Annotated in this window: 10 protein-coding genes; 6 read left to right on the forward strand and 4 right to left on the reverse strand. The window is 41.4% G+C overall.

The genetic code is table 11. From position 1 onward, the window contains the following. Positions 1–175 precede the first annotated feature (175 nt). The gene (locus SYJ56_RS03935; protein ID WP_323832333.1) at positions 176–1,285 is read left to right on the forward strand and encodes an endo-1,4-beta-xylanase; all 1,110 of its coding nucleotides are present in this window, start codon (positions 176–178) and stop codon (positions 1,283–1,285) included. Positions 1,286–1,342: 57 nt separating this feature from the next. Here the strand turns inward: SYJ56_RS03935 and SYJ56_RS03940 are convergent, their stop codons facing one another. Together SYJ56_RS03940 and SYJ56_RS03945 are read right to left on the reverse strand one after the other, a co-directional pair. Further along, a complete protein-coding gene (locus SYJ56_RS03940; RefSeq protein WP_323832334.1) occupies positions 1,343–2,248 on the reverse strand; it encodes an NAD(P)/FAD-dependent oxidoreductase in 906 nt (301 codons plus the stop codon). Positions 2,249–2,351: 103 nt separating this feature from the next. Continuing rightward, positions 2,352–3,074 (reverse strand): 3-ketoacyl-ACP reductase, encoded by a 723-nt coding sequence (locus tag SYJ56_RS03945; RefSeq protein WP_323832335.1) that lies wholly within the window; start codon positions 3,072–3,074, stop codon positions 2,352–2,354. A 218-nt stretch (positions 3,075–3,292) separates the two neighbouring features. On the opposite strand from SYJ56_RS03945, the gene SYJ56_RS03950 reads away from it, so the two are divergent. The 5 genes from SYJ56_RS03950 (at position 3,293) to SYJ56_RS03970 (ending at position 11,597) form a co-directional block, all read left to right on the forward strand. Continuing rightward, complete coding sequence (locus tag SYJ56_RS03950; protein ID WP_323832336.1) at positions 3,293–3,820, forward strand: sigma-70 family RNA polymerase sigma factor; 528 nt, start codon at positions 3,293–3,295, stop codon at positions 3,818–3,820. A 118-nt stretch (positions 3,821–3,938) separates the two neighbouring features. Beyond that, positions 3,939–4,910 (forward strand): FecR family protein, encoded by a 972-nt coding sequence (locus SYJ56_RS03955; protein WP_323832337.1) that lies wholly within the window; start codon positions 3,939–3,941, stop codon positions 4,908–4,910. A gap of 85 nt (positions 4,911–4,995) precedes the next feature. Beyond that, entirely contained in the window at positions 4,996–8,481 is a 3,486-nt protein-coding gene (locus SYJ56_RS03960; protein ID WP_323832338.1) for a SusC/RagA family TonB-linked outer membrane protein, read from the forward strand. Positions 8,482–8,583: 102 nt separating this feature from the next. Further along, positions 8,584–10,020, forward strand: a complete 1,437-nt coding sequence (locus tag SYJ56_RS03965) for a SusD/RagB family nutrient-binding outer membrane lipoprotein (RefSeq protein ID WP_323832339.1) — start codon at positions 8,584–8,586, stop codon at positions 10,018–10,020. Next, on the forward strand, positions 10,017–11,597 hold the full coding sequence (locus SYJ56_RS03970; RefSeq protein WP_323832340.1) for a calcineurin-like phosphoesterase family protein: 1,581 nt from the start codon (positions 10,017–10,019) through the stop codon (positions 11,595–11,597). Before SYJ56_RS03965 ends, SYJ56_RS03970 begins: the two co-directional genes overlap by 4 nt. A gap of 118 nt (positions 11,598–11,715) precedes the next feature. On the opposite strand, the gene bla is transcribed toward SYJ56_RS03970, so the two are convergent. Together bla and SYJ56_RS03980 are read right to left on the reverse strand one after the other, a co-directional pair. Next, complete coding sequence (gene bla, locus SYJ56_RS03975) at positions 11,716–12,453, reverse strand: subclass B1 metallo-beta-lactamase (RefSeq protein ID WP_323832341.1); 738 nt, start codon at positions 12,451–12,453, stop codon at positions 11,716–11,718. 72 nt (positions 12,454–12,525) lie between these two features. Beyond that, the gene (locus tag SYJ56_RS03980; RefSeq protein ID WP_323832342.1) at positions 12,526–15,534 is read right to left on the reverse strand and encodes a PVC-type heme-binding CxxCH protein; all 3,009 of its coding nucleotides are present in this window, start codon (positions 15,532–15,534) and stop codon (positions 12,526–12,528) included. Between the last annotated feature and the right edge of the window lie 255 nt (positions 15,535–15,789).

Genomic DNA, 15,789 nt, shown 5'->3' on the forward strand with positions numbered 1-15,789 from the left:
AAAATGGCTCATTAAAGTTATGTACATAAGCGAACTAATTGGTTGATATTTATCAAAAAATGAAATTTTGACCGGCCATCAAATTAAATACCTGTAAAAAATCACTTGTTACTGATCAACAGGCATATAATATTCTTTTTAGTTAACTTACAATTAGTGATAAACTCAATTAATTATGCTCAAAAAACCTATTACATTTATTTTACTCACCTTGATTTTTTCGGCTCAAAAACCGAAAAATGAGGGACTGAAGGACATTTTCTCAGACAGCTATCATATTGGCGTAGCATTGAATGGAAGGCAAGTTAATAGTACCGATTCTAAGGAGAGTGCCTTGATCGAAAATCATTTCAACAGTCTAAGTCCAGAGAATGGACTGAAATGGCAATTAGTTCATCCAGGTCCTGATCGATACAGCTTCGAGTTTGGAGATGCTTATGTGGCTTTAGGAGAAAAGATTGGTGCATTTACGATTGGTCATTGTTTGGTTTGGCATCAGCAGGTTCCAAACTGGGTATTCGAAGATGAATCGGGGAATACCGTGGACAAGGATGTGCTGCTCAGTCGGATGGAAGAACATATTGAAGCCGTAGCAGGTCGATACAAAGGCAAAATTCATGGCTGGGATGTGGTGAATGAGGCGTTTGAAGAAGACGGAAGTTTTCGGAATTCAAAGTGGTATCAGATTGCTGGCAAAGATTTTATCAAGGAAGCGTTTCGTAAAGCTTATGCTGCTGATCCTGAAGCTGAACTTTACTACAATGACTACAACGTATGGAAGGCTTCAAAGCGGAAAGGTATTCTTGATTTTGCCAAAGAAATGAAGGCAGAGGGAATAAAAGTGGATGCCATAGGTATGCAAGGACATTATCAACTTGATACACCGACTCTTGAAGAAATCGAGCAAGGCATAATTGATATTCACGAGGCTGGTTTCAAGGTGATGATTACAGAGTTGGATGTGGATGTTCTGCCCCGTCCTCGAAGAGCTGTAGGTGCAGATCTGAACATGAACTTTGCCAATTCAGATGAATACAATCCCTATAAGGATGGAATCACCCCGGAAGCTGAAGCTCAACTAGCACAGCGGTATGCTGATATTTTTGAGATTTATGAAAAACACAAAGATAAAATCACCAGAGTTACATTTTGGGGATTGAGTGATCGTAACAGCTGGTTAAATAATTTTCCCGTACGTGGACGTACAAATTATCCTTTACCATTTGACAGAAACCTTGAACCGAAGAAAGCTGTGTTTGAGAAACTTGCTTCAGTTGTCAAGTAAAAGTAGCTAAGTATAAATAGGGGCAATTTCAAGTGATGAAATTGCCCCTATTTTTTTCTAAAAAGCTTCATCGATCAATTCCTTATTGCACGCAGCTCCTGCCATAGTTCCCGACGACACAGCTTGTGATACTGAGCGAAACATAGTCGTAGAATCCCCGCATGCATAAACTCCCGGGATGGTAGATTTTTGAAATTGATCTACCTGAATTAGTCCTTGTTCAGTCAGCTCCAAATCGAGCTGAGATGGGATTTGTGAACTTTGCACAAAGGGTGCCTTTGCATACATGGCTTTTAGCGAGAAAATACTGCCGTCTTTGAGGTTCAAATGTTCAAGCTTGCCTGCTTTGTGCTCAATACTTTCAATCTCAGTTTCGAGAATGTTGACGCCTTTAGATTCCAGTTTTTCCGATTGTTCAACTGTCAATGTTGATTTACCATTGGTGAAAAGTGTCAGATCATTCGTCCAGTTGGTGATCATCTTTCCGAATTCATATCCGAAATCACCATTGGCGAAAATCCCTGTTTTTTCATTTCGTACTTCGTAACCGTGACAATAAGGACAGTGGATCACAGAAATTCCCCAGCATTCTGCAAAACCGGGGATTTCGGGCATAATATCTTTAACTCCAGTTGCTAAAATCAGCTTTTTTCCTTCAAAGACTTTGTCATCTTCGGTTTTGATTTCGAAGCCCGAATTGGTCTTTTTTGCATCCACGGCAAATCCTGAAAGGGAAGTGACCGTGTCATATTGCTCAACTTGCATTCGGCCTATTGAAGATATTTCTGCCGGAGTTTTCCCGTCCTGTGTCAAAAAATTATGGGAATGGGGAGTTTGTCTATTGCAGGGTTTACCAGCGTCAATGACCAAAACTTTTCTCAGAGATCTACCCAGTGCCAAAGCTGCTGAAAGTCCGGAATAGCTTCCGCCTATAATAATTACGTCAAATTTGCTTGCATCCATTTTTGCTCAATCACAATTCCAAAGGTAAACAAACAGCGATAATTAACGCAATATTGTTGCATTAATTATCGATTCCTATTTGATAACAATTGGGGGTTTTCTATCAAGGATTAGTTGACCAAAGACCTACTTCCTTCACAAATGCTCGTTTTGGTAACTTCAAGTGTGCCACAAGCAATTCTGCAAAATCCTCAGCCTGCAATACTTTCTCAGGATTGCCATCTGTAAGATTTAAGCTGATGGACAAGTCAGTTGCCACTGTGCTGGGACTCATACTAAATACCCGGATATCTGATTTTCTTACTTCCTGCATCAGCGATTCAGTCAAACCATTCAAACCAAATTTAGAAGCACTGTAAGCACTGGTCATCGCATTCCCTTTCTGTCCGGCAGTAGAGGATACATTCACGATATCTCCTGACTTACGGGCGAGCATTCCTGGAAGTACTTCGTGAATTACATAATAAACCCCAAGCAAGTTTACTTTGATGATATTTTCCCATTCACTTACTTCCAAGTCTAGGAATTTACCAAACTTCCCTATTCCTGCATTATTCACCAGAATGTCAGGGACGCCTACTTCGGAGATCAATGACGCGATGGCAGTTTTGATGCTTGAAAAATCAGACTGATCCGCAACAGCTATAGCTACGTTTAGGGAGGAATCGATCCCTGCTATGATGTCTTTGAGAGCAAGTAAGTCCGATTCTGTTCGGGACAGAAGTGCCAGATGAACACCTTCTTTGGCCAAAGCCTCGGAGATTGCCTTGCCCAATCCTTTTCCTGCGCCGGTGATGAGCGCTACTTTTCCGTGTAGTGATTCCATTTTTTCTTTTTTTAACCTATTTGTTCTAATTCTAAAATGTTCTCAAGAGTTCACTCCTACTATATTGATGCGCTTAAGTATGAAAAAAATATTTCAGGAATCGTTAATTTTTACTTCTTGATATCAGTTCATCACCCGCTGTTAATAATATCTTAACCTCCCGAATTCCTTTTTGGGTCTGAACGGGGTTAATTTTGAGTTATACCCCACTCAGGATTATGTCCGCTTTTCAAAATTCAGCTCATTTCGAACAGGTCTTCAAGGACAATTGGAAATTGATGTATCATTCGGCCTATTCCAAAATAGGCGATCAGGCAGTAGTGGAGGATATTCTACAGGAGATTTTTATAGATATCTGGCAAAGGCGAGAATGTTTGGATATTAAAACTGGTTTCAAAGGCTACCTACTGACTGCTGTGAAATATCAGGTAATGAAGTACTTTGATGAGCTGGCTAAAAACAGACCTAATAGCGCCAATACACTACCTGAATCCTTCTATGAAGAAGATGTTTTTGGATTTGAGGAACTCTATAAAGAGATAGAAATAGCTGTTGAGATGCTTCCTCCGCGTGCTCAGTTGGTTTTTAGGATGAGTAGACTGGAGGGTTATTCGGTCGATGAAATAGCAGAAAAGCTAAAGATTTCTCCCCAGACAGTTCATAATCAGCTTTCCAAATCGCTTAAAACTATGCGAGGAGAATTAAAGCATTTAGCTCCGGCTTTAGCAATATATTTTGTGGCCTAAACCCCTCTTTGTTATGGGTAGATTAATTTTTCCCTATTCATATTTCATGATTAGATAATCAAAATGACCGGTAGTGGGGTGGCTGTTTTAGCACTTAATAAGTGAAAGACAACTGCACATGAGATTACCTTCTGTCCTTTCGGGCATCCTTTCTAAAATCCTTCGGGGCAAAGCTTCTAAAGAAGAGGTACAACAATTCAACTCTTGGTATGACAAGGGAGTTGATTCTGAGATGCACATCCAGGATTTCAAGAATCGCAACAAAGAACAAGTAGAGGCTGAGATGCTAAAGCAGATTCAGAGAGCTATCTATGACCCGATCCCCCGAACTGTTCCCAAGCAAAGTTTGAAATGGTGGAAGGTGGCTGCATGCTTTATCATTCTTGTTGGAATTGGGCTTTTGGCTAAGAATACTATGACTTCTGCCTCATCAGGAACTCAGGAGCCTAAGTTTCTGACTTTTGAAAACGCTAAGGGAATGATCAAAAAGGTACGCCTGCCAGATGGCTCTACAGTGAGTTTATTTCATGATTCTCATATTCAGGTAGCAGAAAATTTCTCTGAAAATAGGCTGGTTAAACTTTCCGGCGAAGCATTTTTTGAAGTGAAAAGAGATACACTGCATCCTTTTCGAGTAGAGTCTGCAAACCTTACCACAGAAGTTTTAGGGACTTCTTTTCTCATCAAAAACTCCATCAATCAGCAAGTTGTAGTAGCGGTGAAAACAGGACTTGTAAAAGTGTCTGATGAAGTCGATTCAATTTTTATGCTTACACCAAACCTTAGGCTCGACTATACCCAGCAACTCGGTTCCGTTTCGGGCATACCCGAAAATGATCCGCTTTTCGCCTGGACAGAGGATATAATAGTTTTTGACAATACGCCCATGGCTAAGATGATCCAGACGCTGGAAGATTGGTATGGCGTGAAAATTACTGATAATCTGACCGCGAATAACAACTGTGAGATTTCTGGTACTTATGAAAAACAAAGTTTGGAGAACCTACTGCAACTGATCCAATATTCGATTCCACTGACCTATCAATTAGACGCTAAAAATGTAACCTTAACTTTCAAAAATTGCCCTTAAAAGACGAATGGATTCGCGCCAACGAATCCATTCAGTTCTAGTAAAAAACGCTTGAAACATTTTATCACATGAACATTTCAAATCTATGAAAAAAAAGTTACTACCAGCCTTAAAAACCTTGGTTATGAGATTATTTACGGCTTGCCTACTCAGTTGCTGGATGCACTCCATGGTGTTTGCCAGTGGCGTCAATGCCCAAAAATTGGAAGAAACTATTGTCTCTTTCAGTTCTAATGAAATGGGGCTTTCTGAATCTTTTGTTCAGATCGAAAGACAATCAGGATTTAAGTTTTCCTATGAAACAGGATTAGATCTTACTACTAAAGTGAGCTATTCTAGGCGGAAAACGGATCTTCAGACCATTCTGGAAGAAATTTCCCGCCAGTCCAATCTGAAATTCAAACAGATCAATAATACCATTGCGGTAAGCACAAAGAAAAATTTCGTAGTACCGCCTTTACAGGCAGCAGAAGTACGGCTTTCCGGGATTGTGATTGATGAAGAGACCGGCGAAACGCTGCCTGGTGTCAATATTATCATCAAGGGAACTACCACAGGTACGACCACGGATCTTGATGGCAAGTTTGCGATCACAGTGGACGAAGCAGCGGTTTTGATTTTCTCTTATGTAGGATATGATAGACAGGAAGTACAAGCGCAAAACCAGACGAATCTTACTATTCGATTAAGATTGGATAGCGATGTGCTAGGTGAAGTGGTCGTTACTGCGCTGGGTATCAAAAGAGAAGAAAAAGCGCTGGGCTATGCTACACAAAAAGTGGATTCCGAGCAGTTACTTGATGCGAGATCCAATAACTGGTCAGATGCTTTGAGGGGAAAAGTCGCTGGCTTAAATGTCCTTTCCGCAGGTTCTGGACCTATGAATTCCTCACAGATCAGCCTAAGAGGGGATAATTCCCTCAACCCAAATGGGAATTTTGCACTTATAGTGGTAGATGGAGTTCCGATGAATTCGGGCTTGACTTCCTCAGGTGTGAGCAATGCCTATGGAGCGGGGTCAGGAAATGATGTCCCCGTAGATTTTGGTAATGGAATAGCTGATTTGAATCCGGATGATATCGAATCAATTAATGTGTTGAAAGGTGCGAGTGCCACGGCTCTTTATGGTAGCCGAGCTGCAAATGGTGCTTTGATTGTGACCACAAAAAGTGGTTCTCGAAGAACCAAAGGACTTGGAGTGACGATCAATTCTAATTTTAGCTTTCAGAATGTACTCAAGTGGCCTGAAAGACAATACGAATACGGACAGGGAACAGGAAAGTCATTTAATGTAGACGGTGATCCTTATTACTCGTACGGTGTTTCTGAGGATGGTTCCAGTACTGGGGGCACCAGTAGTGCCTTTGGGCCGAAATTTAACGGTCAATCTTATTTCCAATATGATCCTACTTTAGAAGGGCAATCTGCTGAGCGTCAGCTTTGGAGACCTTATGAAGATAACGTGACGGGTTTCTGGGAAACCGGTTTCAATATGGTCAACAGCGTGGCTTTGGAAGGCGCCAATGAAGGCGGATCATTGAGAGCATCTATCACTCAGACCAAGAATGAATGGATCATGCCTAACACGGGTTTTGAGCGGTTGGTAGCATCACTATCTGCTTCTCAGCAGATCAGCAAAAGATTGAAGCTGAATGCGAAGGTGAATTACACTAACAAGAGTTCTGATAACCTTCCTGCTACTGGCTATAATAATCAGTCTATCGCTTACTTTATGATCTTTCAAAATCCAAGTATTGACTTGGAATGGTATAGACCTATTTGGAAAGAGGGGCAGAAAAATGTGGAGCAGGTTCATCCTTTCAGCTCTTTCATAGACAATCCTTATTTGATCGCCTATGAGATGACCAACACAGTGAATAATAACTCAGTGTTTGGTAACCTATCTGCTAATTACACCTTTAGTGATCATTTCGAATTGATGGTACGTACTAGCCTAGCCATGAGCCAAGAAGAGAGGCAACAACAGCGACCTTACAGTACCGCCAATTTCAGAAGAGGCTACTTCAAAGAGCAAAACATCACTAATTATGAGCAAAACTCGGATTTCTTGTTCACTTACAACGGAAAGTTGGCAGAGAAAATCTCTTTGAGAGCTAGTGTGGGAGCCAATCACATGTCGAGAAAATTCCGCATGATGTCGGCCTATGTAGATGGACTGGTGATCCCGGGAGTGTACAAACTTGCCAATGGTATTAATAATCCTGTGTTTTCTACCAATGATAATAATCGTGTAATCAATTCTCTATATGGATTGATGACCTTGGATTTCGATGAAAAAGTGTTCGTTGATATAACAGGAAGGAATGACTGGTCCAGTACACTTCCGGTCCAAAACAATAGCTTCTTCTATCCCTCTGTGAGTACAAGTTTTGTACTGTCGGATATATTTTCATTGCCAAGTCCGATTTCATTTGCCAAACTTCGGGTATCAGGAGCTCAGGTAGGAAATGACACAGATCCCTATCGTACTTCCAAGTATTATGGACAAAGCGAATTCCCAGGCTCAGCCTCGGTGCCTTCTACGCTTTACAATGTAGCGTTCAAGCCAGAGATCACTACCAGTTTTGAAACTGGATTGGAGATGATTTTCTTCAATAGAAGGCTGGGATTTGATGTTAATTACTACATCTCTGAGACTAAAAACCAGATCCTTCAGGTTCCTGTAGATGTCACCACAGGATATTCCAGTGCAATTCTTAATGCAGGTAAGGTTCAAAATCGTGGAATTGAGCTAGTGCTCAATGGTAGTCCTATCAAAACAAATAATTTCCAGTGGAATTCATTTATCACCTGGGCAAAAAATGAAAATGAAGTGCTTTCTCTTCCTGACGAAGTAGATGGAAGTCAAGTGATCGGCTATGGAGGAAATGCGACCATTATCGCCAAAGTTGGAGGGACTACAGGAGATATATATGGGTTTGGTTTTGTAAGGTCTCCTGAAGGAGAAATAGTGTACGGAAGCAATGGACTTCCTGCCAGACCTTCGGAGATCGAGTACCAAGGAAATGCTTATGCGAAGTGGAAAGGCGGATTAAGAAATGAATTTGTGTACAAGAACCTTAGAATGAGTATTCTTTTTGACGGGCAATATGGAGGTATCGTCTATTCTCAAACCCACCACAAAATGACAGAGATGGGTAAGCTTAAAAGCACTTTGGAAGGCAGAGAGACCGGAATGATTGTAGGAGATGGAGTAGTGGATAATGGAGATGGTACTTTTTCTCCAAACACTACACAGGTCAATATCGCAGATTACTATAGAGACAAATACCGTAGGGCAAATGTGGAATCCAATTCCTTTGATGCCTCATTTCTAAAACTTCGAGAGATGAGATTGGAATATGGTATTCCAGTCAAATTCCTTCAAAAGACAAGCATACGTCAGGCTTCCATCGCACTCTATGGTAGAGATCTGGCGATGTGGACCAAATTCCCAGTGTTTGATCCGGAAACAGCTGCTTTAAACGGCGGAACTTTGCTTCCGGGAATAGAAATGGGACAATTACCAAGTACCAGAAATATGGGAGTGAACTTAACCCTTAAGTTTTAATTGATGAACAGTATGAAATCGAGCATGTCGAAGACGACACACGGAGGGATGATTATCCGTAATGCGAGATTCGATGTGACCATATAAAATAATTTTAAACACATGAAAAAATATATCGCAACACTACTACTAGGATCCTTGGTATGGGCATCTACTTCCTGCACCGGAGATTTTGAAGAGATCAACACAGATCCAAATAGGATTGACCAGATCAGCCCGGGTACTTTGCTTAATCCTACTATTTATGGATTATCCAGTTTTGGAACCGATAGGGCAGATGCCTTCACCTTTCAGGTCATGCAGGTGGCATTGCCTTTTCCAAGTGCGAATGGGGGTATTCATCGCTATGATATTTCAGAAGCCGCAGGGAATTCCACTTGGAGTACCTATTACAGATGGCTAATAAATATCAAAGAAATGGAGACTTCTGCCATAGCTAATTCTGATGTGAATTACGAAGCTATAGCACTTACATTAAGAGCTTACAGCCTTAGTCAATTGACTGATAGTTTTGGGGATATTCCTATGGTGGAGGCCAGCAGAGCAGAGGAAGGGATTTTCCAGCCACAGTTTGACACCCAAGAGGCTGTCTATATGCAAATTTTCCAAGATTTGGAGCGTGCAAATACCTTGTATGACGACACGCAGGCAATGATTTACGGAGATGATATTCTCTTTCACAATGATGTAATTAAGTGGAAAAAATTTACCAATTCCCTTCACTTAAGATTGTTGCTAAGAGTATCTAATAGATCAGAGCAGAACGCCTTTGCAAAGCTCGCTGCTATGATCAACAATCCAGATCAGTATCCGGTATTTGAAAATACTGCTGAGTCTGCCATACTTCAAATAACAGGAGTCACACCAAATCTTTCTCCTTGGGGAAGGGCGATTGACTTCACGACCTTCCGTTCGATGTCGGAGTTTTTTGCAGATAATCTTAATGCCCTGGAAGACCCTAGAAGAGAAAGGTTCATGACTAGAGCCCGAGCTATGGATGGAACTACTGATATTGGCTATAAAGGGATTCCGAGTGGGTTTGACGGCAATGAAAACCAGTTTCAGTTTATTCCAAGTAATCATAATCGGATATTGGTGGAGGCTCCGATGATCTCCTTGATCTTAACCTATTCGGAGGTTGAATTTATCAAAGCAGAATTGGCACAACGTGGTGTGATAGATTCAGATGCGATGGTTCATTATGAAAATGGAGTAAAGGCTGCTATGGAGCAGTGGGAAGTGGAATTTTCTGAAGGTTATTTCGAAAATCCGGCTGCTGCTTACGACGGAACCTTGGAGCGGATTATGCTTCAGAAATATGTGGGGTTGTATTTCAATGATTATCAGCAATGGTTTGAATATCGCAGAACAGGCTTTCCAGTGCTTCCAAAGAACGAAGGCATGTTAAATAACCAGCAGGCTCCAGTGAGATTTAGATATCCTGTAAGTGTACAGATCAACAATCCTGAAAATTACAAGACCGCTGTAGCCAGAATGGGTGCAGATGATATCAATACTAAAGTATGGTGGGAACAATGATATTAAAATTCATACAAGCAGGACTGTCAGCAGTTCTGCTCTTTACAAGTTTCACGGCATTTTCCCAAGAACTGGCAAAAGGCTATGTCTATCATGATGCCAATGGCGATGGGAAAAGGCAACGTAGAGAAGCTGGACTTTCCGCAGTCAGTATTTCCAATGGCAGAGAAGTGGTACAAACTGACGAAAAGGGCTATTATGAAATCGGATTGGAAGACGGTCAACTGCTCTTTGTGATCAAGCCAAGAGGTTTTGCTGTTCCACTGGATTCCCTGAACAAACCTCAGTTTTATTATATCCATAAGCCAAGTGGGTCTCCTGACCTAAAATATGCTGGTTCTGCTCCAACGGGAGAGTTGCCAAAGGAAATCAACTTTGCGATGTCTGCCACAGAAGAACCTGATGATTTTACCGCTTTGATTTTCGGTGATCCTCAGCCATACACACTGGAAGAAGTTGACTTTTTCGACCGTGGGATAGTCAGTGAAGTGGAAGGAATCCAGGACGTTGCTTTCGGTCTTTCTCTTGGCGATCTGGTAGGAGATGACCTGGATTTATTTACTCCATATGCTAAAGCTGTGGCAAAAGTTGGCCTTCCTTGGTATAATGTAATGGGAAATCACGATCAGAATTATGATGTGGAAAAAGATGAGTTGGCTGATGAGACATTTGAAGCTCATTTTGGCCCAAGTGCATATGCATACAATGTAGGTAAGGTTCACTTTATCGTTCTTGATGACATCTTGTGGCCAGACCCTAGAGATAAGCAGGGATATTGGGGTGGCTTGCGACCAGATCAATTGGACTTCCTGAGAAATGACCTGAAGTTTGTCCCCAAAGATCATTTGATAGTAATCTCTATGCACATACCACTGTCTGAACAGGGAGATTCATTCCGTGATGAAGATCGTCAGGAAATCTTTGAGTTGTTGGCAGATTTCCCTTACACACTATCGCTTTCTGCCCACACCCATTTACAGAAGCAAGATTTGTTTTACAAAGAGGACGGGTGGAAACAAGATAAACCACATCATCACTACAATGTAGGTACTACTTCTGGGGATTGGTACAAGGGCATATTGGATGAAAAGGGAGTTCCTGTATCCACCATGCGTGATGGTACTCCAAAAGGCTATGCGCTGATTCACTTTGAGGGAAATCAATATAAAATACGCTATCAGGTAGCAGGTAAATCCAGTGATTATCAGATGGAGATTTTTGCTCCAAAAGTACTGGAGAAGGACAAAAGAACTACTTCAGGTATTTTTGTAAACTTCTTCATGGGTGGAGAAGGCGATGAGGTGTTGATCAAGTTTGATGAGGGAGAATGGAAAACCGCGACTAAAGTGGAGGATTATGATCCTTCCTACTTGGTAGATTTATTTGAATGGGATGTGACAGAAGAATTGATCGATGGTCGAAGACCTTCCAGTCCTACTCAGAGCAAACACCTTTGGAGGGGCGCAATTCCTAATGGGTTGGAAGCTGGAGAGCATGTGATTCATATCCAGGCCACGGATCGTTTTGGACAAGTGCATTCCGGTGAAGCGAGCTTGCGAATTATTGAAAAAAAGTAAATTATGGTTTGAATTGGGAAAGCCCTTGCGGATATCTGCAAGGGCTTTTTTGTGGTTTATCTGCTAAGCATATCTGGAAGTTGCCCTGCTTCTCCAGAAGCTGGACACTTGTAATCTATCATTGACTCTGCTTTTCAAACATCTCAATAGTATAATCTAACAACTCCGTACCGCCGATCTTACCATGACCGGGAATCACGATGCTAGTTTCAGGAAACGTTGATTTTACGTTACGGACAGTGGTAGGCCAAGCTGCGACATTAGCATCTTCGAGATTTCCGTTTCCCGCACCCAGCTCTTTAATCATGCAACCGCCGAAGATAACTTTATCAGAAGACACGTAAGCGACAAAATTGTCTTTGGTATGTCCTTCACCTAAAAATTGGTTTATCACGTCTATATTTCCTGCTTTTAGCACTAATCTCTTTTTGAAACCATTTTCCGGAACGGGATAACCTGCAGCTTTCGCCAGTTCAATAGTCATGGAGGAAGCGTAAGAAGGTATTGCCTTTGCATGAAATTCATTCAATCCACCGAGGCAGTCCCAATGAAAATGCGTAGCTACAACTCCTTTTACTTTGGTTTTTTGGTCATTTTCCAGCCAGTTTAGCAATTCTAAACTAGCCTCATCATTTGCTGGGGTATCAAAAACTAATGCTTCGCCTTCGTTAATGACAATCATCCCATTGCAACCCACTTTTCCAAAATCTTCCGTATTCAGGTAACTGATATGAACAAAGGTGTTTGGACTGATTTGCTCGATTTTTAAGGTTTCTGACTCGTAGATGGTTGTTTGAGCAAAGCTGCTAAATGAAAATAGAAGCAGGAGTAAGAGAAATGAGATTTTGGAATTCAAGTTGTCAATAGATTTAAATGTATGATAGAAAGCATTCACAGTTGCATTGAAAATAACTGTGAATGCTGATCTTTATTTCCTCAAGGTCTCCAGATAGCTTACAAGATCCACCAGTTCAGTTTCTGTAAGTGGAAATTTAGGCATAAGAGATTCGTCAAGTTGGGTGACACTTTCCACGTCCACTAGCTTATAAATTTTCTGCTCGGCGGTGCCAACTAATTTTACCACCAAATCATTCTCAGTTTTGGAATTGACAATACATGTGAATTGAGTACCGTCTTTCATTTTTACAAGTTGGGTTTCATAGCCAAAGCCCATTCCTTCAGATGGGTTAAGGATGGCATTGAAAAGTCCTTCCTTGGAGAGTTTGTCTCCGATTTCAGTGAGTGCAGGTCCAAAATCAATGCCTTTCTCTTCTATTTTATGGCAGGCTACGCAGTAATTATCGGAAATGAGAAGCCCCTTCTCAACATCTCCTTCCTGAGCGAGAAGCTTAGGAAGATCGATAGTGGATTTTTCAGTATTATGTCCAAATTTCTCATTTGCCTCGGCACGGATACTTCCATTCCAAGATGAAAGCAGAATTTTCTGCGCAATCGGGAGCATATCTGCAGGTATTTGATCTGCTTTGGCTAGTTCCCAGAGATATGGTTCTGAATTATATCCTTTCGCAGCTTGCATCGCAGCAGTTCTTAATTCCAGTGGCTTTGATTCGTCAGAATAGATATCCGCAAGCGACTTTGCCATGGCTTCATTATCAACAGTGCCAAACTTTTGAATAGCCAAAATAGCGTAGGCCTGGTCAGTATTGCTAAAGGATTTTCGGATGTCATCCATGCCATAAAGGGATGCATAAATGTTTGCAGCCATTTGCGAATGCTGATTGTTTTCCGATTGGTAAACCAACTTTTCTATCCTGTCCTTCTGATCTGTCAAGCCATACTTGCTGACTATATCCATGAAATCTCTATCATCTGCAATGCTTCCAGCTGTTTGTTTTGCAAGCGAAAGTATCTGCCTATCCGGATTTTTTTGGTCAAAACTGATCTGTCTTAAAATAATCAATTGATCCTCCTCGGGAGCATTTGCAAGCAGCGCTTTTAAGGTTTCATTCTTGGCTGTGGGTGATTGGAAGTCCAATGCCCTATAATAAGCCTGATTGTTTCTTCCAGGTTGTGTAAGAATGATTTTGCCAAGCAATTCAGCCGTATTTGAAGCCCGTGATCTCCAGACCATATTCTTAGCTTCTTGATTTTCCATCCAGCCAGAACCGCTTGCTTCCAGATATTTTGGTAAATAATCATCCCAAAAACCTTCTGCAGCAATCCCCAAAGCTTCCAAATACCAGCGATCTCCACTCTCATATCCATCGACAAGCTTCAGCCATACTTCAGGATTAGATTTGTACCTAATAGCCAATGCAACTTCTCTGCGAACTTGTGCAGATTCATCGCCTGCCATGTCCAACAAGAATGACACGTCACTCATTTTATTGTTTCTGTAAGCTCGAATAGCTGCCACTCGGATGTTTTCATCTGAATCAGTCGCGGCGGTTTTGATGTAATCGTTCCCATTTGGTAGCTTGGTGAGCACCCAGAATGCTCTTGCTCGCATTCGGCTTTCTCCTTCGGTAAATAATTTTTCTAAAGCATCTTTCGCTTCATCTCCTTTTTCTACCAGCGCCATGAAAGCTTTAAAGTGAGTCGCACGATTCGGGTTTTGAAGTAAATTAATTAGAGAGGAAATACTGGAATAATCAGGCTTGCTCACTTCATAATCAGTGCCTTTTGGAGCTAGCCTATATATTCTTCCTTTATCCAAATCCCCCATCGCATGACCGCCTACTCCCGGATCATACCAGTCTGAGATAAATAATGAGCCATCAGGTGCTACTGTCACATCGGAAGGTCTAAACCAGTTGTCTCTTGAGTTTCCATCGAGAAGATTGATGATTTTTGCGTCGAATCCAGCTCCCGAAGGAACAGTTGGGTAAGCTCTCACAATATTAGGCCCTGCGTCCGAGTGAATGACCTGATTTTGGTATTCTTCAGGAAGTAATTTGCCTTCATATACCAAAATTCCAGTTGGAGAACCAGCGTACGTTTGAAGGAGATTTGGTACTACTCCTGGGTCATTGAGATGCCAGTGTTGCTGATAAACTGAGTCCTCCATGTTGATTCTTCTGGCTCTCCAGTCAGCTCCCGTGAATTCATCTTTGAAGCCATAGTTACCGTAATCCATGACGTAATTGATCCGGGTACTTCGGTTACCATCGTCATCATTGTCAGACTGCCACATTCTGCCGTAGCTATCTGTTGCTACTTCGTAGTTGTTTCTAAAATTCCATCCTAAAACTTCCACATCCGAACCGTCAGGATTCATTCGGAATACCATTCCTTCCCTGTATGGAGCGGTTTCACTATTCACTGGTCTTCCCAAAGGATCGAGAATCGGCGACCCATCTGCATGATGAATTCCTTTGCCTTCATTTCCGTAGTTGAAATACAATTTCCCATCAGGGCCAAAAGTAAAAGCGTGCATGCCATGGTCATGTTGCACTCCGCCTACTCCTTCGAAGAGGATCTCTTTTTTCTCAGGGACATCGTCTCCATCCGCATCGGTGAATACATACACATACGGACTTACAGAGACATACACTTTGTCGCCAAAAACCGCAATACCCAATGCTGCATTAATATCATTTCCCTGATAAAAAACCTTGGATTCATCTGCTACACCATCACCATTAGTGTCTTCCATGATTAGGATTCTGTCACCTTCTGCTCTGGTGGGGTTTCTAGGGTTCAACGTGGTACGGTAGTTATACGCCTCCGCAATCCAGACTCTTCCGCGATCATCAATATCCATATTTGTGGGATTAGACATCATTGGTTCAGAGGCAAAAAGCGTGATTTCCAAGCGGTCATCTGCTACTATAATTCCATCGACAGCATGCTCTGAGCTTCTTTTTTGCTCATCGCTGAGTTTGGAATATTCTTCGTCTGAAAGTTGAACATGCTTTTTTTCACAGGAAAAAAGTATTAATCCCAGCAGACTGAGAATCGTAAATTTCTTAAACATAGGATGAGAGGTTAAAAGGGTTAGAAAATCCAAGTATCAAATTAATGAAAAGTCTGGAAATGTGATGTGAATGTCAGGTTTGATAACGGAGGGGATTTAACTTCTTCTCTGTTAATTGTCTAATATTCAATCACTTGATAATTCCATGGTGAAATTTTTCTTTGGATATAATAAGCACTCTTCTTCTTAGAATCTTTTTTTTGAAGCATAAGAATTATTGCAAGAGCAAGCAGATTATATCATTTTTGCTATTAC

The sequence above is a fragment of the Algoriphagus aurantiacus genome, assembly GCF_035156405.1.
Taxonomy (GTDB): Bacteria; Bacteroidota; Bacteroidia; order Cytophagales; family Cyclobacteriaceae; genus Algoriphagus; species Algoriphagus aurantiacus.